22 protein-coding genes, 1 other RNA gene and 2 pseudogenes are annotated in these 24,143 nt (G+C 34.1%); 10 read left to right on the top strand and 15 right to left on the bottom strand.

Translation table 11 applies throughout. From position 1 onward, the window contains the following. Positions 1-22: 22 nt before the first annotated feature. Complete coding sequence (locus tag EQG68_RS11565; RefSeq protein ID WP_129465039.1) at positions 23-1,240, bottom strand: NAD(P)-dependent oxidoreductase; 1,218 nt, start codon at positions 1,238-1,240, stop codon at positions 23-25. Between the two features lie 162 nt (positions 1,241-1,402). On the opposite strand from EQG68_RS11565, the gene ssrA reads away from it, so the two are divergent. After that, positions 1,403-1,801, top strand: a transfer-messenger RNA (tmRNA) gene (gene ssrA / locus EQG68_RS11560). A gap of 224 nt (positions 1,802-2,025) precedes the next feature. Here ssrA and EQG68_RS11555 read toward each other — a convergent pair. The 5 genes and pseudogenes from EQG68_RS11555 to EQG68_RS11535 form a co-directional block, all read right to left on the bottom strand. After that, positions 2,026-2,670, bottom strand: a complete 645-nt coding sequence (locus EQG68_RS11555; RefSeq protein ID WP_129465038.1) for a VOC family protein — start codon at positions 2,668-2,670, stop codon at positions 2,026-2,028. 158 nt (positions 2,671-2,828) lie between these two features. Next, complete coding sequence (locus tag EQG68_RS11550; protein ID WP_129465037.1) at positions 2,829-3,218, bottom strand: hypothetical protein; 390 nt, start codon at positions 3,216-3,218, stop codon at positions 2,829-2,831. A 254-nt stretch (positions 3,219-3,472) separates the two neighbouring features. Continuing rightward, a complete protein-coding gene (locus tag EQG68_RS11545) occupies positions 3,473-3,745 on the bottom strand; it encodes a S8/S53 family peptidase (RefSeq protein ID WP_129465036.1) in 273 nt (90 codons plus the stop codon). A 150-nt stretch (positions 3,746-3,895) separates the two neighbouring features. After that, a pseudogene (locus EQG68_RS11540) lies at positions 3,896-4,420 on the bottom strand (GNAT family N-acetyltransferase). 136 nt (positions 4,421-4,556) lie between these two features. Continuing rightward, a complete protein-coding gene (locus EQG68_RS11535) occupies positions 4,557-5,147 on the bottom strand; it encodes a hypothetical protein (protein WP_129465035.1) in 591 nt (196 codons plus the stop codon). Between the two features lie 294 nt (positions 5,148-5,441). Between EQG68_RS11535 and EQG68_RS11530 the strand changes: the two are divergent. Then, positions 5,442-7,038: pseudogene (locus tag EQG68_RS11530) on the top strand (IS1182 family transposase). A 53-nt stretch (positions 7,039-7,091) separates the two neighbouring features. Here the strand turns inward: EQG68_RS11530 and EQG68_RS11525 are convergent. Further along, on the bottom strand, positions 7,092-7,748 hold the full coding sequence (locus tag EQG68_RS11525) for a hypothetical protein (RefSeq protein ID WP_129465034.1): 657 nt from the start codon (positions 7,746-7,748) through the stop codon (positions 7,092-7,094). A gap of 128 nt (positions 7,749-7,876) precedes the next feature. Between EQG68_RS11525 and EQG68_RS11520 the strand changes: the two genes are divergently transcribed. Then, on the top strand, positions 7,877-9,472 hold the full coding sequence (locus tag EQG68_RS11520; RefSeq protein ID WP_246011728.1) for an IS1182 family transposase: 1,596 nt from the start codon (positions 7,877-7,879) through the stop codon (positions 9,470-9,472). 95 nt (positions 9,473-9,567) lie between these two features. On the opposite strand, the gene EQG68_RS11515 is transcribed toward EQG68_RS11520, so the two are convergent. After that, positions 9,568-10,095, bottom strand: coding sequence for a hypothetical protein (locus tag EQG68_RS11515; protein WP_164975446.1), 528 nt, complete (start codon positions 10,093-10,095; stop codon positions 9,568-9,570). Between the two features lie 91 nt (positions 10,096-10,186). On the opposite strand from EQG68_RS11515, the gene EQG68_RS15080 reads away from it, so the two are divergent. Continuing rightward, a complete protein-coding gene (locus tag EQG68_RS15080) occupies positions 10,187-10,501 on the top strand; it encodes a hypothetical protein (RefSeq protein WP_164975445.1) in 315 nt (104 codons plus the stop codon). Positions 10,502-10,503: 2 nt separating this feature from the next. On the opposite strand, the gene EQG68_RS11505 is transcribed toward EQG68_RS15080, so the two are convergent. Continuing rightward, entirely contained in the window at positions 10,504-10,851 is a 348-nt protein-coding gene (locus EQG68_RS11505) for a hypothetical protein (protein WP_129465031.1), read from the bottom strand. Positions 10,852-10,957: 106 nt separating this feature from the next. On the opposite strand from EQG68_RS11505, the gene EQG68_RS15075 reads away from it, so the two are divergent. After that, positions 10,958-11,134, top strand: a complete 177-nt coding sequence (locus EQG68_RS15075) for a hypothetical protein (RefSeq protein WP_164975444.1) — start codon at positions 10,958-10,960, stop codon at positions 11,132-11,134. A gap of 152 nt (positions 11,135-11,286) precedes the next feature. Here the strand turns inward: EQG68_RS15075 and EQG68_RS11500 are convergent, their stop codons facing one another. Beyond that, the gene (locus EQG68_RS11500) at positions 11,287-12,072 is read right to left on the bottom strand and encodes an SHOCT domain-containing protein (RefSeq protein WP_129465030.1); all 786 of its coding nucleotides are present in this window, start codon (positions 12,070-12,072) and stop codon (positions 11,287-11,289) included. Between the two features lie 69 nt (positions 12,073-12,141). Here EQG68_RS11500 and EQG68_RS11495 point away from each other — a divergent pair, with 69 nt between their 5' ends. Next, the gene (locus EQG68_RS11495; RefSeq protein WP_129465029.1) at positions 12,142-12,573 is read left to right on the top strand and encodes a hypothetical protein; all 432 of its coding nucleotides are present in this window, start codon (positions 12,142-12,144) and stop codon (positions 12,571-12,573) included. On the opposite strand, the gene EQG68_RS11490 is transcribed toward EQG68_RS11495, so the two are convergent. Further along, positions 12,539-12,817 (bottom strand): hypothetical protein, encoded by a 279-nt coding sequence (locus EQG68_RS11490; protein WP_129465028.1) that lies wholly within the window; start codon positions 12,815-12,817, stop codon positions 12,539-12,541. The genes EQG68_RS11495 and EQG68_RS11490 overlap by 35 nt on opposite strands. Before the next feature lie 257 nt (positions 12,818-13,074). On the opposite strand from EQG68_RS11490, the gene EQG68_RS11485 reads away from it, so the two are divergent. Continuing rightward, positions 13,075-14,670 carry an IS1182 family transposase gene (locus EQG68_RS11485; RefSeq protein ID WP_129465027.1) on the top strand — a complete coding sequence of 532 codons (1,596 nt, stop codon included), beginning with the start codon at positions 13,075-13,077 and terminating at the stop codon, positions 14,668-14,670. Positions 14,671-14,819: 149 nt separating this feature from the next. Here EQG68_RS11485 and EQG68_RS11480 read toward each other — a convergent pair whose 3' ends face one another. Together EQG68_RS11480 and EQG68_RS11475 are read right to left on the bottom strand one after the other, a co-directional pair. Continuing rightward, complete coding sequence (locus EQG68_RS11480) at positions 14,820-15,257, bottom strand: hotdog fold thioesterase (protein WP_129465026.1); 438 nt, start codon at positions 15,255-15,257, stop codon at positions 14,820-14,822. Positions 15,258-15,429: 172 nt separating this feature from the next. Beyond that, positions 15,430-16,767 carry a hypothetical protein gene (locus EQG68_RS11475; protein WP_129465025.1) on the bottom strand — a complete coding sequence of 446 codons (1,338 nt, stop codon included), beginning with the start codon at positions 16,765-16,767 and terminating at the stop codon, positions 15,430-15,432. 264 nt (positions 16,768-17,031) lie between these two features. On the opposite strand from EQG68_RS11475, the gene EQG68_RS11470 reads away from it, so the two are divergent. Further along, on the top strand, positions 17,032-17,835 hold the full coding sequence (locus EQG68_RS11470) for a hypothetical protein (RefSeq protein ID WP_129465024.1): 804 nt from the start codon (positions 17,032-17,034) through the stop codon (positions 17,833-17,835). Positions 17,836-17,946: 111 nt separating this feature from the next. Here EQG68_RS11470 and EQG68_RS11465 read toward each other — a convergent pair whose 3' ends face one another. Together EQG68_RS11465 and EQG68_RS11460 are read right to left on the bottom strand one after the other, a co-directional pair. After that, a complete protein-coding gene (locus EQG68_RS11465; protein WP_129465023.1) occupies positions 17,947-18,681 on the bottom strand; it encodes a hypothetical protein in 735 nt (244 codons plus the stop codon). A gap of 68 nt (positions 18,682-18,749) precedes the next feature. Further along, positions 18,750-20,471 (bottom strand): tyrosine-type recombinase/integrase, encoded by a 1,722-nt coding sequence (locus EQG68_RS11460; protein WP_129465022.1) that lies wholly within the window; start codon positions 20,469-20,471, stop codon positions 18,750-18,752. A 1,200-nt stretch (positions 20,472-21,671) separates the two neighbouring features. Between EQG68_RS11460 and EQG68_RS11455 the strand changes: the two genes are divergently transcribed. Both EQG68_RS11455 and EQG68_RS11450 read left to right on the top strand, forming a co-directional pair. After that, positions 21,672-22,142 carry an acyl-CoA thioesterase gene (locus tag EQG68_RS11455; RefSeq protein WP_129465021.1) on the top strand — a complete coding sequence of 157 codons (471 nt, stop codon included), beginning with the start codon at positions 21,672-21,674 and terminating at the stop codon, positions 22,140-22,142. Between the two features lie 402 nt (positions 22,143-22,544). After that, positions 22,545-24,107, top strand: a complete 1,563-nt coding sequence (locus tag EQG68_RS11450) for an OstA-like protein (RefSeq protein ID WP_317125522.1) — start codon at positions 22,545-22,547, stop codon at positions 24,105-24,107. The last annotated feature ends 36 nt before the right edge of the window (positions 24,108-24,143 follow it).

Genomic DNA, 24,143 nt, shown 5'->3' with positions numbered 1-24,143 from the left:
TCCCTAACTATCTTGTTAATGATTATTGTAAAACCTTCGAAGATTCATCCACATACTCTTGAAGATAACTGAATCGAGGCGTTAATTTTCCGTTTTCAGTAATTTTGGCTCGTTGAAGAATTCCGTCTTTGTCTCCGTTAAAAAAGGCAGGAATCACATGTTCCATAAACATTTCTCCAAAACCTTCACTGGCATCTTTAGGAAGCTCACAAGGCAAATTATCCACACTCATGACCATTATGGAACCCGGATGCGTATAGGATACTTCTTTGTTCTCAAAGGGCAAATACCCAAAAAACGGTTCGGCAATGGTAGATGCTTTCAGCGTACAAGCGATAGGTCCGCCAACATCACACGATATATCGGCAACGACTTTAATTTTACAATCACTAGCTTTTAGCATTTCCTGAGTTAAAATGTAAGGTGAACCATTGCCATAAAAATGACCGGCCATAAATAGATCTGCAACCTTTGTAAAACGCTCAAAATCTGATATATAGTCAGACGGATTAGTGTAAAAGTCTTGGTTGTCCAAAACTTTCCCGTCTTTTCGTTTATTATAATCCAACACATCAATTTGAGTGTAAACCGGTTCTGAGTAGTTCTTGGTTAAGAAATTTTCAACCGAAACTTCTTTTATTTTAATGCTGTCCAAAATTTCTTTGGCACCCATGCCTACTTTACCTTTGCCGGTCAACACAATTTTTATCGGAGGAAAAGTTTGACGTTTTAACTTCGCAATCAATTCTGCTTTTCCGTTCAGCGTTTCTGCTTTAGGTAAATTAAACAATTCATATTTGATTCCAAAACCTCTCAAACCATTGTAGGCTCCTACAATTCCGGCATATCGTCCAAAACCGATTAAACGACGGTTTTGAGCATCAACAATCGTTTCATGGTCATATAAATCAATTTTCTTTTCTAAAATGGCTTGTAATAACTTGCGGTTATACGGTTGCTTTTTGATGGTATGTGAAAAGAAAAAATACTTTTTATTTGGGATTAAGGCGTCAATTGGCACTTCTTTCACCCCAATGAACACATCACAATCTGCCATATCCGTTGTTACCTCTAAACCAACCTCTTGATAAGCCGCATCCGGAAAAACACGAATATCAGAAGCTTCTACTTTAATTTTTGCCTCCGGAAATTGTTGTTGTAACCGAACTAGTTCTTCAGGTGTAAATACGACTCTTCTGTCAGGTGGATTCTTGCGTTCTTTGATGATGCCAAATGTCATTTGTGATATTTTTATGGTAAATCTCTAAAATTGTTCCAAATATAACATTATTGGTTTATACCAACAAGTTTTATAGTTGACAATTTAAATTGTATATTTGTGGTCTGATTTTTGTTACTGTGTGGCTGAGTTTCTGACAACAGACAACAGACAACAGAAAAAGGGGTCGACCGGTTTTGACAGCAGGTGGAACTAAACGGTAAGCACGTCGAGCATTGGACATTTGGCTCGTAAATATCAAGGTTCACACTTTATAAACGGCGAAAATAATTACGCTTTAGCTGCTTAATCTGAATTATAGTAAGATTTGCCTAGTCTCGTCAAGGACGAGAAGCTAGATTCTCCTCAGAAGCCTTGGTTTGTGGCGTTTGATTCAGGGGAACCGTAAAAATAAACCTAGGAAGGGTAACGCTTTAAATCCCTTCTGACAACTGTAAAGCTAAGCAAGAAGTGGCTGCCTTTGGCCTTGCTTTTTGTCGAAAACCTAATCAAAGGATAAACGCGTAGAAAGCTCTTTGGTTGCTTGTTTGGACGAGAGTTCGATTCTCTCCGACTCCACAAAAAACCCTGTAAAGTATTGATCTTACAGGGTTTTTTATTTTCGGGGGACGTTTTTGGGGAGGATTATTTTTATTCAATCATGAAAATTTTACCAAAAATAAACCTCGCTTTAAAGCCCCGAAACTTCGGGATAAACGAGGTTGTTTTATTATGATTTTTTTGAAAACTTAATTTTTGGAGAGGGTTGTGCAATGGTTATCGGTTTTGCACAGCGTTTTTTATAGTTAGTATTCTATTGTCAATTTAAGTTTTTCAAAGTCTTGTTTTTTTCTTTGTTTACCGTTGTCAAAAATCAAGTTCAGCCAATTTCTTGAAGACTCTATAAATTGAATATGGATTTGATTTTTAAAATAATCTATAAACTTATTTTCAGAAATAGTTTTATACTCAAAAATCGCATTTGTCAAAACACAAATTTCATTTTTATGTTTTGTCGGTTCGTTTTCGTGTTTTTTTTGTTCTTTAAACGGTAATCTAAACGTCCAAGGTAAATCACTCTGCTCTTCATTTTTTATGATATCAATTTCCATTCCTTGTGGAAAATAATCAGGTTGATACTTATAAGCATTTTCAAAAATTGTGTCAGTATCGTCAGCGTTGACTATACAAAGTCCAAAAGGCGAAAAATGGTTGGTTTTATATTCTGCTCGTTGCCAAAGTCCCAAAGGCTTTGTCTTGTCGCTTTTAATCTCGTTTTCGTTGTGAACCCATAAAATTTCCAAAAAGAAGTTTTCAAAATAGAATTTACGATTTGTTGTGCCTTGTCCTACGTGAATTCTTTTACTTCCTTCTGTCAAGCCAAAGTCGACTAATTCGTCAGCAACTTTTCCATTGTCGTTAGTAAAAATAAAAATATGGTCAATGTTCATTTCGTTAGTTCTTTTGGTTCATATAGGTCGTTCTAAAATTGTGCAAAACGTCTTAACAAAAAAATCAGTTAGGATTAAACTAGCGTTTATTTTAGTTGAGTACTAAAATTAGTAATTCCTAGTAGGTTTGGACATAGTTGAATTCGCTGAAATTGCAATTATAAATTGTTAGCCGTAGATTTTATATCCGATGTTTTTAAATTTAAATTCTCAATTTTATTTTGTTCCATATCCTGAACAGCTAATTTCAAGTTTTTTATTTGTCCATATAGATTATTCCACGGCTCGGCATTCAAATGGAATGTTTCAGTTTTCTTTCCTAAAGAGGTTTTATATTTAATTACAAATCCTCTGTAAAAATCTAATTCTACAATCTCGTTTATATCTAAATTTAATTCTTTTCTACCTCCAAAAATCGAATAACTTTTGAGCATTACTTTCTTTACGTCAATATGAATTTCGAGAAGTATTTTCTTTCCCTTAATCATTAAGTAGGTCGGATAAATTAAATAGATTAACCAAGTATACCCTTCCATTTTTCCAGTCATTATATATATAAAAAAACCAATGATCAAAAAGTTTCCTAACAAATTCAGAAGAAGAGAAATTCTAAAATTTTTTATCAAATGATCATTCATATTTGTGTATGCTTGAGTTTAAATTGTATCTAATAGTCTATTTAACTGTTAGTTACTAGTTAATTTGCTTTAATTTTCGTTTTGTACAGACTTTAGCAATTACTAGTGAATATGCACTTAGTCGAATCTGCCATAATTGTAGTGCTACTTCTCTAGCAAAAGTTTTAACAATCGGGGTCAGAAACGCAGTCGTTATCGTTACAATCAACAAATCCATCGTTATCATTGTCTATTCCATCGTTACAGATTTCTACAGTACAACTTGGATCAGAAACACAATCGTTATCGTCACAATCTGTAAATCCATCGTTATCATTGTCTATTCCATCGTTACAGATTTCAACTGGAATACTGTCATCATCACTTTTACACGATTGATAAATTATCATACTAAAGCTAAATAATAGTAAAAGTAAAATTGGTCTTAAATTTTTCATTATTTCTGGTTTTTAAATTATTGATCAGGTGGTTAAGTATGCATTTTTTGCGGTGTTTAGGCTTCTAATGTATGAAATAAAAACCAAATAGGAAATCTGAGAGGAATTTCATAAGTAGACGACAATATAAATTAAAGTAGTGTCGTATTTTTATGCATTAAACTCTTTAGGGTATTCAACCATTCCATTTACTCCCTTTAGTCCATTTTCAACCAATTCAATTACCATACAATTTTCTTTCGGAACTTCAAATGGCAATTCTATATTGTATTTATCAGCTTGTTCATAACCGAATCTTGGATAATATTTTTCGTGTCCTAAAAGAACGATTGATTTATACCCTAATTCTTTCGCCATTTTGTGTGATTCAAGTATTAATTTCCCACCAATTCCTTTTCCTTGAAATTAAGGTAGGACAGAAACTGGTGCTAACGCCAATGAATCGAATTCATTCGACTCGTTCTTGATTTTAAGTTTCGTCAATAGAATATGTCCAACTATTTTTCCGTCAATTTCGGCTACCATTGATAGTTCAGGAATGAAAGCGTCCGATTTTCTTAACCGTTCGACCAAAAACTGTTCAGTGTGGTCTGCGAATTCAGCGTCTTTAAAAGCACTTTCAATTACGCTAAAGACTTCCTTATGGTCATTTTTGGTTTCTCGTCTTATTATCATTTCCTATGTCATTTTATATGCATCCCAACGTGTTTGTGTCTGATTTCGTTGCGTGTTTGAGCAACTAATTAAACAAATACAAACCGAATAGAAAATCCGTGAGGGTTTTCGTAAGTAGGCGAGTACTAGCAATGAATTATACACGTTGTTGTAGCACGTTTTTTAAATTCTTACCAAGTAATATTACAGTAAATCCAATTAGAGTCAAGGAATATCCAAAAACTAATCTAAAAGGCACTGGAATAATATGCCATAAAATTAGAGTACCTATAAGAAGAATACCTATTCCTATTTTCTCTTTATTTAAGTAATTAATGCTTAAAATCAGCAAGCCAAGATTAAAGACTTTTGAACTTGGTCCTATTGCAATAAATGTTTTCCAGATTGATGGGACTTGTGAAATATGGTTTGTGAATTCAATTCTCATTTCTTCGTTAGGAAAACTCCACCAAATAAAGTCCAAAACGCACATTCCAATCATACAGGTTATTCCAATTAGAGTTAACGGAATTCCAATAATACTATAAACTTTTTTAGGAAATGAGACAACCTGAGGAATAAGACAAACCACTCCAATTAACAAAAACCAATGAGCAAAATCGATAGGTTTTTGGCTATATACAAAATCATTGCCTTGTGCTAACAAAAGTTGTCCTGTTAAAAGGAAAATAAGTCCAAGGATAAAAAATATCTTATATGTCATTTTGGTTTTTGTGGTTGAGTTCATTATTAGATTTCTTTATAAGATATCTATAACAAAGGAATGTTACACTTTATAAAAAATAGATGAATAATTTTGTAATTAAATGTTCAGTTTTAATGTACTACAACGGTTAGTATATGAAATTAGGCGATTTCGAAGCACTAAACTTTCGGTTAAGCACAAATTTTGATAAGAGACAAAACCCTTGAATTTACTTCTATTTCGCCTATTTTTTAAATACATTGTGCCTATTGCACAACTCACCAAATATACCAAAAATAATCTTGCAAAAAAGATTCACTTTTTGTAATTTTAGTCATGCAAGGAAAAAAAGAACTCACCCCAAAAATGCTCTACCAAGTTCATTTACAGGACTTGATTCCCGAGCATAATTTCTACCGATTGTTGGATAAAGCCATTGACTTTCGGTTTTTATACAAAGCTACACAAGACTATTATGGAGACGAAGGACAAGAAAGCATTGCCCCTGTTGTGTTCTTCAAAATTTGTTTGGTTGGTTATTTGAACAACATCCATTCCGATCGAAAACTTATTGAATATTGTTCCAATTGTTTAGACGTTCGTTTGTTTATTCGGTATGATATTGATGAAGCGTTGCCTTGGCACAGCACCATCAGCCGAACCCGTCAATTGTATGGAGAAGAAGTATTTCTGGAACTATTTAAAAAAGTACTTTCGCTTTGTTGTAGAAAAAGGAATGGTTCGAGGCAAACGCCAAGCGGTTGACAGTGCTTTTATCAAAGCCAATGCTTCGATGGATAGCTTAGTAGAAAAAGAAGTGTTAGACGATGTTGATTATTATGCTCAGGAGCTCAATGAGAACAGCGAATACAAAGTTAGCCAGACACGTAAAAAGCTCGTTGACCAACACCACCATTGGAAAACAGAAGCCTATAAAGACATGCCTAAAGGAAGTATCAAAGGCGACAGAAAAGACGAAAACGGCAACCTTATCCGACCCAAATATTTATCCAATCACACACATTACAGCCCCACTGACCCCGATGCCCGAGTAAGTGTAAAACCCGGCAAGGCACGCCAACTCAATTACTTTGGACAACTCGCCGTAGATGATGCCAACCATGTCATCACCGGAGCCTGTGCCGACTTTGCCGACAAACGCGACAGTCAGTGTCTGGAACAAATTGTGGAACTCACCAAAGAGAATTTAGAAGAAAACCAATTAGAATTAGGCGAAGTTTTAGCCGATGCCGGTTACAGCAGTGGTGAATCGCTATCCTATTTAGACAAAAATAACATTAGTGCTTGGATGCCTAACTTCGGACAATACGTTCCTGAGCGGGAAGGTTTTGTTTACAACAAAGCAGAAAACTATTATCAATGTACCAAAGAAGGCGGCAACCAAGCCAAGCTGCTTTTCAAAGGTGAAAAAACAGACCCAAAAGGTTATACCAAACGTACCTACCGCAGTAGTGAAAGTGATTGTAAGAAGTGTCCTCTTCGAGAGCAATGCTGTGGAATGAAAACCAATTTCAAGAAGATAGACGACAGCATCCACAAAGAGCTTTATGACAAGATGCACCAAAAACTCACTCAAAACCCCGAGTATGCCAAACGAATGGTCAAAGTGCGAAGTAAAACCGTTGAACCCGTTTTGGGAACACTGATTAACTTTCTCAATATGAAACGTGTCAATACCCGAGGAATAAAACAAGCTAACAAGCATGTATTGATGGCCACTATGACGTACAACCTGAAGAAATACCTCAAGTTTATGGTCAGAAAACCAAAAAGCCATGCCCAAGTGGTATCGATAAAGCTAAGGGAGGTGAACACTTGTTTAAAAACCTTTCTTTTCAAACTAAAAAGCACCTTTTTAAGGCAACTAATTTTTAAAAACATCAGCTTCCACCCAAAAACAAACCTCGCTTAAAATCCCGAAATTTCGGGACAAACGAGGTCGTTTTTTATAATTATTTTGAAAATTTAGTTTTTTGAAAGGGTTGTGCAACAGTTACCATTGTTAGCAGCTGTTTTTCTTGTCTTTATTTCTAATTCGCAATTGATTCCAGCGTTATTCAAATCAGTTGCAATTCCTTCTAATTCGGTATAATTATCGTTCCAAGCTTTGAATTCAGTTAGTATTATTTTTCCATCACTATTTACCATTTTCAGCAACTCAGGTGTTGAACGGTTAAGTATGGATTTCAGATTCGAAATATTAATCTTTGAAAAGGGAATTTCTAAATTCCAATAATCCTCAAGATTCTGTAATTTATTCTCAAAATGATGAACCCAATCTACTCCTGGTGCTGAACCCTCAAATTCAGCGGTTTCTCCATCTTTACTAATCAATAGTCGTCCAGCACCAACCCAAGCTGTTCTCTGATTCCAAGTCAGACTTTCCTCAGATTTTATACACCACGATAAAGAAAAGCAGTGATTGTGTTCTTTCATTCCTTTTTCTAAAACAATCATTTCCTCTTCAAATCCGCAAGCATTATTAATCCAATAATTTGCTTTTTCAATAATTTTAGGATTCATTCGTTCTTCTTGGTTCAAATTGCTGCCAACGTTCTGCGGCTTGCTCTCAGTGGCGTAGCACCAACACCAAGCCATTACAAATATAACAAAACATTCCATTCAGCAGCGGATTTTCCGTAGGAAAATCCGGAAGTAGCCATTGAAGCAAACCGCTGTGCTTGTTGCACAACTCCCCAAATATACCAAAAAAATCTTGCAAAAAAGATTCACTTTTTGTAATTTTAGTCATGCAAGGAAAAAAAGAACTCACCCCAAAAATGCTCTACCAAGTTCATTTACAGGACTTGATTCCGGAGGATAATTATTACCGATTGTTGGATAAAGCCATTGATTTTCGGTTTTTATACAAAGCTACACAAGACTATTATGGAGACGAAGGACAAGAAAGCATCGACCCTGTTGTGTTCTTCAAAATTTGTTTGGTTGGTTATCTCAACAACATCAATTCCGATCGAAAACTCATTGAATATTGTTCCAATTGTTTGGATGTTCGCTTGTTTATCCGCTATGATATTGATGAAAAACTCCCATGGCACAGCACCATCAGTCGAACACGTCAATTGTATGGAGAAGAAGTATTTATGGAACTCTTCAAGAAAGTACTTTCGCTTTGTGTGGAAAAAGGAATGGTTCGAGGTAAACGCCAAGCGGTAGACAGTGCCTTTATCAAAGCCAATGCTTCCATGGATAGCTTAGTAGAAAAAGAAGTATTAGCCGATGTTGCTTATTACGCCCAAGAACTCAATGACAATAGCGAATACAAAGTAAGCCAAACCCGAAAAAAGCTCGTTGACCAACACCATGATTGGAAAACAGAAGCCTATAAAGACATGCCCAAAGGAAGCACCAAAGGCGACAGAAAAGACGAAAATGGCAACTTAATCCGCCCCAAATATGTATCCAATCACACGCATTACAGTCCAACCGACCCCGATGCCAAAGTAAGTGTTAAACCGGGCAAGGCACGTCAACTTAATTACTTTGGGCAACTTGCCGTAGACGATGCCAACCACGTGATCACCGGAGCCTGTGCCGACTTTGCCGACAAACGCGATAGTCAGTGTCTGGAACAAATAGTGGAACTCACCAAAGAAAATTTAGAAGAAAACAACCTTGAACTAGGCGAAGTTTTAGCCGATGCGGGTTACAGCAGTGGCGAAGCCTTAAAATACCTAAATGATAACCATATCAATGCCTGGATGCCTAACTTCGGTCAATACGTTCCTGAGCGAGAAGGCTTTGTGCTTCACAAAGAGGAGAATTATTACCAATGCACCAAAGAAGGTGGCAACCAAGCCAAACTACTTTTCAAAGGTGAGAAAACAGACCCAAGAGGTTACACCAAACGCACCTATCGTAGTAGTGAAAGTGATTGTAAGAAGTGTCCACTTCGAGAGCAATGCTGTGGAATGAAAACCAATTTCAAGAAGATAGACGACAGCATCCACAAAGAACTTTATGACAAGATGCACCAAAAGCTCACTCAAAACCCCGAGTATGCCAAACGAATGGTCAAGGTGCGAAGTAAGACAGTAGAACCTGTTCTAGGAACCCTGATTAACTTTCTGAACATGAAAAGGGTCAATACACGAGGAATACAACAAGCCAACAAACATGTTTTGATGGCCGCTATGACGTATAACTTGAAGAAATACCTCAAGTTTATCGCCAAAAAACCAAAAAGCCAAGCCCAAGTGGTATCAATCAATCAAGGGAAGGTAAACACTTCATTAAAAGTCACTTTTTTGAAGTTAAAACAAACGTTTTCAAGCCTTCTTTTTTTAAACAACAACATATTCAATCCAAAAATAAACCTCGCTTAGAAAGCACTAAACGAGGTTGTTTTTTATGATTTTTTTGAAAATTTAGTTTTTGGAGGGAGTTGTGCAACGGTTACCGCTGTTGTGCAATCGCTTTTTTAGAGCATTTTAATTTTTTCATCTACCGTTTCTTCGCTTTTTAATTTCTCGATTTTGTTATTCAGATAGTTGAATAAATAAAATAACATTAAAAAAGAAATTATGAGGATTGTAATATTTGTAGATAGTTTAAATTTATTTCCATTTTCGGGTTTCAGTTTGTAATTTCCAGCTTCTATAATTTCATATAGATTTTTTTTACCAACTGAGTCGTTTTTTTCTAATTTTAGAATTGCTTCATAATATTTTTTTTGATTCAATAATTCTTCGTTTTGCTTTTCAAGATTTTTATATGAATTATTAATATTACCCGAAAAATAAGCAATTATTAAAAAGCCAATTATATATAAAATAAATTTTATCGAAATAAGTGTTTTTAGATTCATTATGAGTTTTTCCAAAGTGTTGCACAACGTTTTGTGGCTTTGCGAGGTTTGGGGAAAGCCTTCCCAAATTATTGATTTATTACTGCCGATTGCAAGTACACAACGACTCTTTGATTTATTACTATCGCCCAAATCTTGCAAAACCGCTGTTGTGCAATCGGCTTTCTTTTTTCTTCACGCTAAGTTCGGAAAATTTTTCTTACTTTTACAGATAGATTTAAAATATTCTACTATGATTTTTGATAATAAACAATTCAAAGTTCCTTATGATTCTTATGTATCTGTTAATAATCAAGTTTTTGACGCTGACGTTTACATTGAATTACCAACAGAAGAAAAGTTCTCATATTCTAATTGTGTCGTTATATTCTTTATTCCTGATTTACCTAACAGAAAATATTTTCAATATAATTTCTATAAAACTTTTTCAGACAAAGAGTTAAAAGAAGCAGATACGAAAGGTTATGAACCTTATGGTGTCTATTTATTCTTTAAAGACGAGAAATTTTTAGAAGACTTTAAAAGAACTAATAATTTTGTTGTATAAAATCAATAATTTTTAAAATCATAATTAGGGTCTAATTCTCTTCCTTGAGCTGTAGTAAAAGACGCTATTTCTGATAACTCTAAAGCATAGTTTAGAAACTCTTTTAACTCTTTATAAGGTCTTCCTTCAAATCTTCTAAAAATATTTCTTAATATATAATCGTGATAATTTTGTTTTTGTAATTCTGTCATTTTTTGTTTAATTATTTCTAAACATCGTGTTTTCAGCGTCTGTTTGGTTTTAGCTGTTGCACAACGTTTTGTGGCTTTGCGAGGTTTGGGGAAAGCCTTCCCAATTTTTTGTTTTTTCACTGCCGATTGCAAATACACAACGACTTTTTGATTTATCACTTATGCCCAAATCTTGCAAAACCACTGTTGTGCAATCGGCTTTTTTCTTCTGCAATTTATGAAAAGTTTTTCTTATGTTTGGTTTTTAATTTTAAAACACTTATTTATGAAATTCATGCGACTTTATTCTGAAGATGGTACTCTTTGGATGATTTGTGGGAGCAACATTTCCGCCATTTCAAAGAAAGAAGGTTCAGAAGAAATTACGATTCACTTAAACTGCGGTGAAAAAGTTAATTCTAAATTTACAGTACAAGATGTCTTAGATTTCTTTAAAGACTGACTTCCGTCTTACTGAATTAACAACTCTGTTAACTTCTTCTAAAATTATTTCGACTTCTTCATAAGTGTAGTTGTCGAAATTTTTTGTTATTTCTCTCGCTTTAAGTTCTAAAGCTTTATAGTTTTCTTTTGTCATTTTCTGTTTAGTTTTATTTAATTAATTTTGTCAGCATTATATTTAACGTTTCTACAATGGAATGTAAATCCTTTATCAGTAAATTGGATATTTTTATATATTACTTCTTTAGAATCTATGATTAATTTAAGACTGTTTTTGTCTATTGTGTACCATTTACAATTTAAACTTTTACCACTATAGTCTTCTATTGTCAATATGTTATTGTAGGAATAGAAATATTTTTTATCATTTATAATATATGTACCTACTAAGCTCTTTTCTTCAAACGGTTTTGTTGTATTTTTAATATCATTCAAATACGTTTCTGAATTTTGTATTTTACTAACTTCTATTATGTCAATTTTATTTTCTGACATATTAGATAAAAGCTTGGATTTACTTTCAAACTCCTCTTTTGTCAACACGCCTAAGTCAAGCAAACTTTTCAGTTGTTTGTACTCTATTGAATTTTTTATTTCTTGTTCGGTTTTTTCTGCTTCAAGTTTTTCAACTTTCTGATTATATTCAACGTCTGTCAAAATTCCTTTTTTCTTTAAATCATAAAGATTTTGTATTGTTATATCAATTTTATTCTTGTGTTGTTCAACTTTTCTTTCTTCTACTTTTTCAGCGGAATTATTTTTCAAATAGTTATTATAACCTAAAAACACAAATATTAAAAGCCATTGAAGAGGCGGAAATAAAACACATAAATATAGGAATACTTTTTGACCTTGTTTTAAATCTTCTGAATTGTAAACATAAGTTGTTGAGCCAACAACTAATCCAACTATAATTCCTACTCCTACATTTTGTTCCATAATTTATTTTTTAATATCTCAAATATAGATGTATTTTATTATTTTTGAAACTCTAAATTTACTTTTGACATGAAAAAAATATATTTTACTAAGGATTTAAAGTTGAGTTTATTTTCAGACTTTAATATTAAAACTTATAATACTTTAAAAAGTGATTTTTATAATAACTACATGAAAGGAGAGACCTTTTTCTTTATTAAAAGCTATGAAACTATACTAACTTTAGAAAATTTAAAAAATAAAGGTTTTAATGAAATAATATCTTTTTCAAACATAGTTTTTAATTTAGAGGAATATGATTTTGATGAACCTTTAATTATGAACAACAACAACAAAAATAAACCAAACTTCCCTACTATACCTTTTATTGCAAAATCTATAACTTACACAATCGTTGATTCAGGAGATACTTTTTATGATTTACAAGATGAAAATAACATCTTAACAAAAATAACCACCGAGCAAATTAAGGAACATAAGTTGGTCTGTCATACACTTTAAGTTCTTCTCTATATTTTTCCATAACTTCTGCAAACTTTTCAGGTGTTGTCCATAAAGTTTTAAATTCTTTATTTATATCATAATGATAAGTTATGACAATTGCAAATACTTGTTTACTTCCTAATATTTTTGAGTAATGTTCTCTTCTGTTGTGATAAGTTAGGGTGATTCCAATCTCTTTGTTTTTTATTATTTCTTCATTTCTTTGTTTGTCTGATATGACTTTATTGGTTTCATCTATCATTTCTATTTAGTTATTTTCTAAACATTGTGTTTTTCAGCGTCTGTTCTGTTAAGCTGTTGCACAACGTTTTGCGTGTATGAGAAGTAGCGGATTAAAAAGCATTTCACTTTCAGTTTGGTACTGACTTTTATTATATGTGCTGACCTTTGATTTAGCACTAAAACCGCTATTTCTTATACACGCTGTGCTTGTTGCACAACTCCCCAAATATACCAAAAAAATCTTGCAAAAAAGATTCACTTTTTGTAATTTTAGTCATGCAAGGAAAAAAAGAACTCACCCCAAAAATGCTCTACCAAGTTCATTTACAGGACTTGATTCCGGAGCATAATTTCTACCGATTGTTGGATAAAGCCATTGACTTTCGGTTTTTATACAAAGCTACACAAGACTATTATGGAGACGAAGGACAAGAGAGCATTGACCCTGTTGTATTCTTCAAAATTTGTTTGGTTGGTTATTTGAACAACATCAATTCCGATCGAAAACTCATTGAATATTGTTCTAATTGTTTAGACGTTCGGTTGTTTATTCGGTATGATATTGATGAAGCGTTACCTTGGCACAGCACCATCAGCCGAACCCGTCAATTGTATGGAGAAGAAGTATTTATGGAACTCTTTAAAAAAGTACTTTCGCTTTGTGTAGAAAAAGGAATGGTGCGTGGCAAACGCCAAGCGGTGGACAGTGCTTTTATCAAAGCCAATGCTTCCATGGATAGCTTAGTAGAAAAAGAAGTGTTAGCCGATGTTGATTATTATGCTCAGGAGCTCAATGATAACAGCGAATACAAAGTTAGCCAAACACGTAAAAAGCTCGTAGACCAACACCATGATTGGAAAACAGAAACCTATAAAGGCCAACCAAAGGGAAGTACCAAAGGCGACAGAAAAGACGAAAACGGCAACTTAATTCGCCCCAAATACTTATCTAATCACACACATTACAGCCCCACCGACCCCGATGCCCGAGTGAGTGTAAAACCCGGCAAGGCACGCCAACTCAATTACTTTGGACAACTCGCCGTAGATGATGCCAACCATGTCATCACCGGAGCCTGTGCCGACTTTGCCGACAAACGCGACAGTCAGTGTCTGGAACAGATAGTGGAACTCACCAAAGAGAATTTAGAAGAAAACAACCTTGAACTGGGCGAAGTTTTAGCCGATGCCGGTTATAGCAGTGGTGAAGCTTTAAAATACCTAAATGATAACCATATCAATGCTTGGATGCCTAACTTCGGACAATACGTTCCTGAGCGGGAAGGTTTTGTTTACAACAAAGCAGAAAACTATTATCAATGTACCAAAGAAGGCGGCAACCAAGCCAAGCTGCTTTTCAAAGGTGAAAAAACAGACCCAAAAGGTTATACCAAACGCAGCTACCGCAGTAGTGAAAGTGATTGTAAGAAGTGTCCTCTTCGAGAGCAATGTTGTGGAATGAAAACCAATTTCAAGAAAATAGACGATAGCATCCACAAAGAGCTTTATGACAAGATGCACCAAAAGCTCACTCAAAACCCCGAGTATGCCAAACGAATGGTCAAAGTGCGAAGTAAAACCGTTGAACCCGTTTTGGGAACGCTGATTAACTTTCTCAACATGAAACGTGTCAATACCCGAGGAATACAACAAGCCAACAAGCATGTATTGATGGCCGCTATGACGTACAACCTGAAGAAATACCTCAAGTTTATGGTCAGAAAACCAAAAAGCCAAGCCCAAGTGGTATCGATAAAGCTAAGGGAGGTGAACACTTGTTTAAAAACCTTTCTTTTCAAACTAAAAAGCACCTTTTTAAGACAACTAATTTTTAAAAACATCAGCTTCCACCCAAAAACAAACCTCGCTTAAAATCCCGAAATTTCGGGACAAACGAGGTCGTTTTTTATAATTATTTTGAAAATTTATTTTTTTGAAAGGGTTGTGCAACAGTTACCGCTGTTACCTGCTGGCTATTTTTATTTCAGTATATATTTCCTTTTTTATTTTAGAAAACATTTTTACTTTTCTGTCGGATTATCTTTTGGAAAAAAATTATAAACACCTTTACCTTCTGCAATTAGTTCATCATTTTGGAAGGCTTTCATTTTCGTTACAAGTATTCTATTTCCAAATCTAACAATTTTGCCTTCTACAATTATTGATGATGCTTCCGCTCCTTTCAAATAATCAACTCTTATATCAATTGTAGATAACTTATCCTCAAAAGATTTAAAGTGAGTTCCGCCCACAATTCCTCCAACAGAATCCATTATTGTTGCAATAATTCCTCCGTGCCATCTATTTCTTCTAAAATCTCCGACTACTTCGTCTCTGAATGGAACACTAACCTTTACAAATCCTTTTTCAAGAACTAATAATTTTAGTCCTAAAAATTTATGAATTGGAATGTGTTGTTCAATTACTTGTTTAAATAATTCAATGTTTTGTTCTGTCATTTTTTTTAAGTTTTATTATTTTTTAGCTTGCAGGTAACGTTCCCAGGCTTTGCGAGGTTGCGGACTAAATAAGCCATAACTTTCGGTTAAACACTGAACTCAAAGATACAAAACCAACTTTAAATTAAGCCCAAAACCCGCAATCTTGCAAAACCTGTGTTGGCAGTAGTGTTTATTCGGTTAAAATATTAAAAGTAAAATACAAAATAAAACTTAAACCAATAATCATTCCAAGGCAACCACCAGATTTTTGTTTTACATAACCAGACTTGAAAAGTTTTACTTCTTCTTTGAAAAAATGTTTCATTGAAGTTTTATAGATTAAATCAAACCATTCCGTTTTTGATAAATCATTGTAAATAACTTCAGAAGTAGTTTCTGCTATAGTTGAAAAGCCGTTCATAGTATGAATTCTGAAATAGGCTCCATTGTTGTTAGTACGAACCAACTCATAAAAGTCAAAAGCTTTATTTTTATTTGCTAAACCAAGATAAAATGAAATTGTTTTATTATCATCTGAACCTTTAGCCGGATTTTTATCTCCTATTAGCGACATTAAACCTTCTTTGTAATTTTTAAATTGTTCGTTAAGTTTTGGATTACTGTTTACAGATTTTACTATTTCTTTTTTTGGAATAATTTCCTTAATTTTTTCGCAAATAGTTGATATTTTGTTATCTGTAATAAATCCAATGCTTGAACTTATTCCATTAGTTTGAACTCTTCTTATTGAATATTTGTTAATGTAAGGGTCATTTATAACACTACATAATATTTTAGGTTTATTATTTTCTATATAAATAACAAAATTATTTGCAACAGCTAATTCAATACCATCTTCATTTTTAACATTTTCAATATTATTTGATAGGATTTCAAAATAATTGTTAGAATTTTCAATTTTTCTTCTTGTCAAATTAAAATCAAATTCGAAATTGTTATATTCAAACCTGTCATCATCAATTTGGTTAATTTGAATGTTATTTCGTCTTAAAAATGCTTTGAACATTAAGAATGATGCGGAATCACTTAAATTAGTAGTGTTTTTAATATTTTGAGCAATTTCCTCGCTGTGTGAGTCATCATTAAGAAATAATGCTGCTACTTCATCAGAAAAACAAAACTTGTAAAATAATGAACTAATTATAAATTTTTCATTTTCAATGTTTTCATTTTCATCATCTTCAAAATCATCATCTTGAAAATTAAAATTTTGAAAGTCATTATCATCATCTTCATCATCCATATTGTCAAAAACTTGTCTACTTATATTTTTAGATGCTGTTGAAATTATAATGTCAATTTCATTTTGAGTTACATTGATTTTGTCTTGACTTTGAGAAAGAAAATTTCTGTAATTTTCACACTCTTCATTAATAATTTGTAAAAGAAACATACCTTCTAAAGGTGTTCCAGCCATTGGGTTTTTATGAAGATTTTCTTTTAATGAATTTCTAATTTCATTTTCAAGTTTTTCGACTAATATTCTGATGATTGTATTTTTATCCATTAAAATATTTTTAAGATTTTTTTTCTACGTTGCTAAATAACATTACTGCCAACGTTTTGTGGCTTTGCGAGGTGGCAAATAATTGAACACCAAGCGTTTACCGATTAATAATTAATTTTGTTTATTCACTTTCCTTTCGGATAAATCCTGAACTTTGCCATCTTGCAAAACCGCTGTTAGCAGGCGTTATTTTTTTGATTTGTCGTTCTTCTCGCTAAATTATTAAAATATTTCTTATTTTCGTTTTTCTAACTTCACGTTTTTATGAAAGATACTTTTTACACTGTTTCACTTACAATAGCTTTTTCTTTGTTACTGCTTTTCATGTATTATCGAGTTAGCAATCTTGAACATAAATACGAAACTCTAAAGGAAGCAAATGTAAGACTTAAATCAAATTTACCTCTTACAGATGCTCAGATAAAAGAACGTCAGTTTAAAGAAGAAATGTATATCCGACAGCAAGAAAAAGATACAACTTTAATTTTAAGTGTTATTGGTTTTAGTCTTGTTTTTGCGGGCTTTCTCTCGTTCAAGCTTTTCGATGATAGAGTCAAAATTATCAATACATCCTTTGAAAGTAGCATTCATACTGTCAATAGTAGAATTGATGCTTTTATCGAGACAATCAATAGCATAACAACCAATTACGAAACCAATTATAAAAATATAGAACATACAATTTATGATTTAAAAAATGATTTTGATTATGAATTAGTCACACTGAAACAAAATGAGGCAAAACAAGCTTTAAGTAACCAAAATTTAAATGGTTATATTTTTTATAGTTTATATAGCTATCGTTTCAGTGCTAAATGTATTCTTTATTATAGAAGAATTGGCAGTAACCTATCAGAAAATTTGCTTGCATTTATGAATAATAGTATTGAATCTTTTAGATTAGATTTAATTTCTATTTTAAGTTTCGATAATACTGAAAAGATTTTGCTATCTGTAAAAGATAAAGAAACTATAGTTAACTTAATAAAAGAAATAAACAAAGTTGGTGATACTAAAACATTTGACAAATTAAATTTAGTATACTCACTTTTAGAGTTTAAAGATTAAAATCTTCCGTCATTTTTTATTTAAGTTTCTAAACACAATCAAAATAAAACCTCTTTTACGGTTTCTTGGTTCATAATGACTGCTAACGACTCGGCTAAACGCTGTGGCGGTTTACGACCACCAACTTTTCAATTTAGACCAAAAGTTTGTTTTATTATTTATTGTATCATTTACAGATTCATCCGCCATTGCGTTTGAGCCATTGTTAACAGCTATTATTTCTTCTTTAATTCCATTTAAACACCTTTTTGCCCAATCACTAAATTCTTCATTTTCTTCTACATCTGGATTAAAGTACCATTTATAGAATTCTACTGGTTCGGCAGGAAACTTCTTATAATCCCATGCTCCATCATCAGTCCAGATAAATCCATTCGTTAATTCAGCTATTGAAGCACTAATTAATCCATATGATAAGTTTATTAATCCTGTTTGTCCCATAGACCTTCTTAAAGTCCAATATCTATTGAGATTTTTTACTTTTTCAATTTTGCTATCAAAATCTTCAATTGTTGAATTGTTTGCTTTAAAGTCATCAAGCCTCCACCAAGGATCATTTGGTTCTGATAAATCTTTCAAAACTTCACAATAAGAATCAGTTCCTCCCGCTACTCCATCAATTTTAAACCAAACATATTCGTCTTCTTGCCATTCAAATGCAGAATCAAGATTAATTTCTTTAACATACTTTTCTGAATTCTCGTGTAAGTTAATATTCAATGAAATATCCTTGTCAATATTATTTTGCTTCAAAAATGAGTTTATCCTTTTTTCAGATAATTCAACAACTTGCCTAAACGTAATTTCGGTTGTTTCAATTGGTATGACTTCAAATGTTGTACTCATTCTTCTTAATTGCTGTTAACTAGTAAATATACACAAGTTTATATAACTTTTTTCAAACCACAAAATAACTACTCAAGTTTTTTCCTATTAGTTTCATCCACCAAAATATCCAAAGGGCTTTTTATTTTATCCACCGCACTTTTGGTCAAATGTGTATAAATGGTGGTGGTCTTAATACTCGAGTGTCCCAAGAATTGTTGAATATAGCGTATGTCCGTGCCATTCTCCAACAAATGGGTAGCAAAACTGTGCCGTAAAGTATGAACCGTTGCCTTTTTGCTTAATCCGCTTTTCACCAATGCTTGCCGCATAACAGTTTGAACACTCGTAGTGCTGTAAGGCTCTCCGGCAAATTGTCCTTCAAAAACATACTGCTTGCCTTTGTACATTTCTTTATAAACCCGTAACGACTGAATAATCGAGTACGGCAACATCACCATACGGTCTTTTTTGCCTTTGGCGTTTTTTAAGTGAATTTTATGTTCATCAAACAAAATATCGGTCCATTGTAAGGTTACAATTTCGCTTACGCGAAGGCCGGCTCCATACCCAATCAATAAAAGTAATTTATGTTTGGGGTTGTCTACTGCCTTAAACACTTGCAAACACTCCTCCATGGTGAGCACCGTTGGCAACTTTTTCTCTTTCTTAGGTCGGGGCAATTTAAACGTGTAATATTTTTTACCTAACACCTGATGATAATAAAATTGAATACTATTTACCATCGTATGTCCGCTTGAGGCACTTAATCCGCGTTCCATCAAAGTGGCCAAATAACCAACAATAGCATCTTGTTCAATGGTTGCCGGATCTTGAAAGTCAAACTGCTTTAAAAACTGAATAAATGCACTACTGTAGGAATGTAAGGTGTTATGGCTATAATTAAAGGCCAAAATGGTATCCATCATTTTAGACACAAAAGGCCTTCCAACCTCCGGAACTTGGTCAAAAATACGCGTCTTGGCATTGCGTAACTCAATTTGTTTTCGGTTAGGTAAATGTTTCTTTTGCAGATAGTTGGACGGAAGCTCATTGACCATTTCAATTGACAAAACTTCCATTTGTAAACCTAAACTCTCATAGGCAACCGGAGCAGCAGGAATTAAATAACAATCTTTTATTTTGCTGTAGCGAGCCATCGAAAAACGTTTGATTTTTTCATGTACGGCTACCAATTTAGGAACATACACTTCCATCCAAGCCACATCTTCCAAATGAGGCTTCAGAATGATTTTTTCACCTTTATAACTTCGCTCTTTACTGAGGTAATCTTCACCAAAAAAATGAGGGGTTTCAAGAATTTGTTCTACCGATTTTTTTACATCCGGATGCCGCAGGGCCATATAGCATTTATAATTGGCATTCCAATAAACTCCCTTTACCGATAACAATTGTTTGCTAATCGATTGCTGATAATGCATTTTAAAAACCCAATACTTTCCAATATTGGTCAACAACTCCAGGCGTAATTTTTCTTTAAGTGATTGCTCCACTTTATGTTCAGGGTTGTTTAGTGGTGGTAAACCTAACTGAATCTCGCTTGTCGCTATGGGTGGAAGGTCACGGCTACTCGTTTCGCCGGCCACCGGTTGCTGGATCTGTAAATCAGGAAATAAAGTTTTGAGCTGTTGATACGCTGCTTTATTGTAATCAATGTACCAACAGGTAAAGGTCTTGCTGTATGTAGCACCAATCCCTTTTAGTTGCTGCTGTATCGCATAATTCTTTTCAAAAAAAATCCCGATGCGAATCGCTCCTCTGTGCTCAATTTTTCGGATAGTTATAGTCATATGGCGTGTAATTGAAAAACAAATATATAAAAAAAATGAAATAAAAAAGGTGCTGAGGTACTGAGGTGCTGAGGTACTGAGTAACTGAGTGGCTGAGTGGCTGAGAGGCTGAGTAGCTGAGTAAAAAGTAAAACTTAATGAACCTTACATAAAGCTTAACTCCTTAATGTTAAAAAAAGAAAATATAATACTACAAAAAAACACAAAAAAAGACCCTTTTTTCGGGTTTTGTTCCACATTTGTTCGATACAGCTTCCGTATTTGTTCGGAAAACGACCCCTTTTTCCGAACACGGTTCGAACAAATCCCGAACGAGACCCGAACCAAACCTCTTTTTGTTCGGAAATTTTGAAGGAATTAAGGTACTGAGGCACTGAGAAGCTAAGTTTTTTTCATGCTGAGAAAGAGAGCCGTATTTCAAAAAAGAAAAAGGATTGCACTTACGAATCCGTTTACATCCATTTTCGCTAAGCGAATCCAAAAATCATTTTCATCCTTTCCATCCGCGTCATCCGCGTTCCAATTTCAACAAATTATGATGGTTACAACTTTTCTTTGAACGGAGAAAGCGGATTAACTAATTGACACATTGATGAGATGTCACCTATCGTCGACATGACAAGATTGCGAGGGATTTAGTGGTAAAAAAGAGTGTAACTGCTTTATCTAAATCCGTTCCGAAACTACCCAATACGCGTTCCCATTTCAACAAGTAGTATGGTTACAACTTTTCTTTGAACGGAGCATGACACAGTAGGTGGAAGAGAAAAAATAATCAATAGGAAATGTTAGCTAAAGTAAACAAAGAAATGCAGCGTCTTTGGGTCTTTGCGTCTTTGCGAGAAAAAAAAAGTGAAACGTCTTAGCGAACTTAGTGCCTCCTTTGTGTCCTTTGCGGTTAAAAAAACATAATCAATGAAAAATTAAGCACACACGAATCCGCCTTCATCCGCTTTCGCAAAGCGAATCGAAAAAAAATCCGTGAAAATTTTTTCCATCCGCGTCATCCGCGTTCCAATTTCAACAAGTAGGATGGTTACAACTTTTCTTTGAACGGAGAAAGCAAATTGACGAATTGCCAAATACACAATTAACCCTCCATAATAAAATTATCCTAAAATAAATCCCAAGAACCATCTTGTTAATTGGTTTTTAGTAATTTTGATAAATGTTGCCATCCATCATTCAATTCTTCTTGCTATGACAAATAAAATTTCCTTTCAGTTTATCAGTGAACCAACCGATGTTAATTTTGGTGGCAAAGTACACGGCGGTGTCGTGATGAAATGGATAGACCAAACCGCTTACACCTGTGCACGAAGCTGGGCAGAAACCTATTGCGTAACCGTCTATGTGGGCGGAATCCGTTTTTATAAACCCATCAGCATTGGCGAAGTCATCAAAATTGAAGCCACCGTGGTCTACACCCGCAAAACCAGTATTCACATTGCGGTTGATGTCTATTCCCGCACTTTTTCCACCCAAAAATTTGAGAAAAAAACCCACTGCATCATCGTGTTTGTATCCGTAGATGAAAACGGAAAACCTTTAGAAGTAAAAAAATGGACACCAACTTCTGATTCCGAAAAGAAAATGGAAGAATATGCTATCAAATTAAATGCGTTACGCAAACAAATTAGCGACGAAATGATGCCGTTTGTGAGTATATAATAACCTTTGAAAAAGATTACCAAACAAACAAAAATCAAAAAAATTAAGTACATTTGTAACTTACTTCTAAGTGACAGTTTCTCTTAAATTAATTTTTATTTATATTGCTTTAATCTATTTACAGTAATGTTATAATGAGGTTATAGCGTGTTTATAGCGTACCAAAGGTTGATCATAGGTTGTTATACTTCATATAAAAGGCTGATCAAAAGCAAGTCAAATAAAAGGCAACTTAAAATTTGCTTTTATAAATAATGAACTTAAATAAATCTAAACAACCATTGTAGTATCAGCGTTTTTAGTAATTTTGGCAAAAATTTACGTTTGAGAACTTTTCTTTTTATCGTTTTCTGTTTAATTTGCTTTCAACAAAGTTGGAGTCAAAAAAGCAAAGAAATCTTTGTGGAATACTCCGAATTTTTTGATGTAGACGAAGCATTATATCCCGATGCCGTTCTGTTAACCGGTAACGTTCGCGTGAGCCATGACGGAGCCACTATGTTTTGCAACAAAGCCTATTTGTTTAAAAAAGAAAATTACATCAAAGCGTTTGGCGAGGTGCGAATGATTCAAGGCGACACCATCACCATGACCAGCACCTATGCCGAATACAATGGAGAGAATAAACAAGCCTATGCTTCAGGCAATGTGGTGATGAGTTCACCCAGCTCAACGTTAGAAACGGATGTACTTTATTTTGACCGAAATGCTCAACAAGCTTTTTACAAAACCGGAGGAACGATAAAAGACAAAGAAAACACCTTGGTTAGTCAAGCCGGAACCTACGTTATTCAGCGAAAAATGTATCAGTTCAGAAATGCAGTCACCATCACCAACCCCAAATACGTCATCAAAACCAATCACTTGGATTATTATGAAAAAGTGGGACATGCCTACCTCTTCGGCCCTTCAACCATCACCAGTAAAGAAAATTACATCTATACCGAAAAAGGGTTTTACGACACCAAGAAAAACTTCTCCCATTTTGTCAAAAACTCCTACATCAAATACAACAATCGCTTGATTGAGGGCGATAGTTTGTATTACGACAGAAACCGTGAATTTGCATCGGCTACACGAAATGTAAAAGTAACAGATTCCATCAACAACAGCGTCGTAAAAGGCCATTACGGTGAAGTGTATCGGGAAAAAGATTCGCTTATGATGACCAAAAGAGCGGTAGCCATGACCTTGGTGGAACAAGACACCCTGTACATTCACGGAAAAAAACTAATCGTTACCGGAAAACCCGAAAACCGAGTGGTTAGAGCGTTTAACAATGTCCGCTTTTTTAAAATAGACATGAGCGGTAAATGTGATTCACTCCATTCCGATGAAAAAACCGGGCTAACCAAGCTCATCAAAAACCCGGTGATGTGGAATTTTGATAACCAAATGACCGGCGATGTCATGCATCTAATTTCCAATAAAGAAACAGAAAAATTGGATTCTTTAAAAGTGTTAGGAAATACTTTTATTGCGTCAAAAGATACCATTGGCACAGGCTATAACCAAGTGAAAGGGTTAAACCTTTATGGTAAATTCAGAGACAATAAATTGTATGAAGTGGATGTTGTTAAAAACACTGAAGTCATTTATTACATGCGTAATGAAAACCAAGAACTCATCGGGATTAACAAAAGTAAAAGCAGTAGCATTAACATGACGCTGGATGGAAATCAAATTGATACAATTACCTTTATTAAACAAGTGGAAGGAGAAGTTTATCCCGAAGCAGAATTGCCCGAAAATGCTCGAAAACTCAGGGGATTTATTTGGCGAGGCGAAGAACGTATCAAATCCAAAGAAGATATTTTTCCTCCCGAAGAAAACGAATACAATGAAAAAATGATGGAAGAGAAAAAAGCCGAAGATGCCATGGAAGCAGTGCCCTTGGAAGTGAGACAAGAAACGTTAGAAGGTCAAGTAACGGAAGAAAAGAAAGAAAAGAAAAAAGACAGTTAGAATATTGCGTAGTCAGGATCACCCTTTACCAATTAC

The sequence above is a fragment of the Flavobacterium piscinae genome (genome assembly GCF_004122145.1).
Classification (GTDB): domain Bacteria; phylum Bacteroidota; class Bacteroidia; order Flavobacteriales; family Flavobacteriaceae; genus Flavobacterium; species Flavobacterium piscinae.
This window is presented reverse-complemented; position numbering and strand designations above follow the sequence as displayed.

Bases quoted from the DNA above. Each gene is read 5' to 3' on its own strand.
- EQG68_RS11465 (WP_129465023.1), bottom strand. From the start codon at position 18,681: ATGAGTACAACATTTGAAGTCATACCAATTGAAACAACCGAAATTACG.
- EQG68_RS11520 (WP_246011728.1), top strand. From the start codon at position 7,877: ATGCAAGGAAAAAAAGAACTCACCCCAAAAATGCTCTACCAAGTTCAT.
- EQG68_RS11480 (WP_129465026.1), bottom strand. From the start codon at position 15,257: ATGACAGAACAAAACATTGAATTATTTAAACAAGTAATTGAACAACAC.
- EQG68_RS11550 (WP_129465037.1), bottom strand. From the start codon at position 3,218: ATGACTGGAAAAATGGAAGGGTATACTTGGTTAATCTATTTAATTTAT.
- EQG68_RS11460 (WP_129465022.1), bottom strand. From the start codon at position 20,471: ATGACTATAACTATCCGAAAAATTGAGCACAGAGGAGCGATTCGCATC.
- EQG68_RS11475 (WP_129465025.1), bottom strand. From the start codon at position 16,767: ATGGATAAAAATACAATCATCAGAATATTAGTCGAAAAACTTGAAAAT.
- EQG68_RS11455 (WP_129465021.1), top strand. From the start codon at position 21,672: ATGACAAATAAAATTTCCTTTCAGTTTATCAGTGAACCAACCGATGTT.
- EQG68_RS11470 (WP_129465024.1), top strand. From the start codon at position 17,032: ATGAAAGATACTTTTTACACTGTTTCACTTACAATAGCTTTTTCTTTG.
- EQG68_RS15075 (WP_164975444.1), top strand. From the start codon at position 10,958: ATGAAATTCATGCGACTTTATTCTGAAGATGGTACTCTTTGGATGATT.
- EQG68_RS11545 (WP_129465036.1), bottom strand. From the start codon at position 3,745: ATGAAAAATTTAAGACCAATTTTACTTTTACTATTATTTAGCTTTAGT.
- EQG68_RS11500 (WP_129465030.1), bottom strand. From the start codon at position 12,072: ATGGAACAAAATGTAGGAGTAGGAATTATAGTTGGATTAGTTGTTGGC.
- EQG68_RS11535 (WP_129465035.1), bottom strand. From the start codon at position 5,147: ATGAACTCAACCACAAAAACCAAAATGACATATAAGATATTTTTTATC.
- EQG68_RS11565 (WP_129465039.1), bottom strand. From the start codon at position 1,240: ATGACATTTGGCATCATCAAAGAACGCAAGAATCCACCTGACAGAAGA.
- EQG68_RS11490 (WP_129465028.1), bottom strand. From the start codon at position 12,817: ATGATAGATGAAACCAATAAAGTCATATCAGACAAACAAAGAAATGAA.
- EQG68_RS11495 (WP_129465029.1), top strand. From the start codon at position 12,142: ATGAAAAAAATATATTTTACTAAGGATTTAAAGTTGAGTTTATTTTCA.
- EQG68_RS11485 (WP_129465027.1), top strand. From the start codon at position 13,075: ATGCAAGGAAAAAAAGAACTCACCCCAAAAATGCTCTACCAAGTTCAT.
- EQG68_RS11525 (WP_129465034.1), bottom strand. From the start codon at position 7,748: ATGGAATGTTTTGTTATATTTGTAATGGCTTGGTGTTGGTGCTACGCC.
- EQG68_RS11555 (WP_129465038.1), bottom strand. From the start codon at position 2,670: ATGAACATTGACCATATTTTTATTTTTACTAACGACAATGGAAAAGTT.
- EQG68_RS15080 (WP_164975445.1), top strand. From the start codon at position 10,187: ATGATTTTTGATAATAAACAATTCAAAGTTCCTTATGATTCTTATGTA.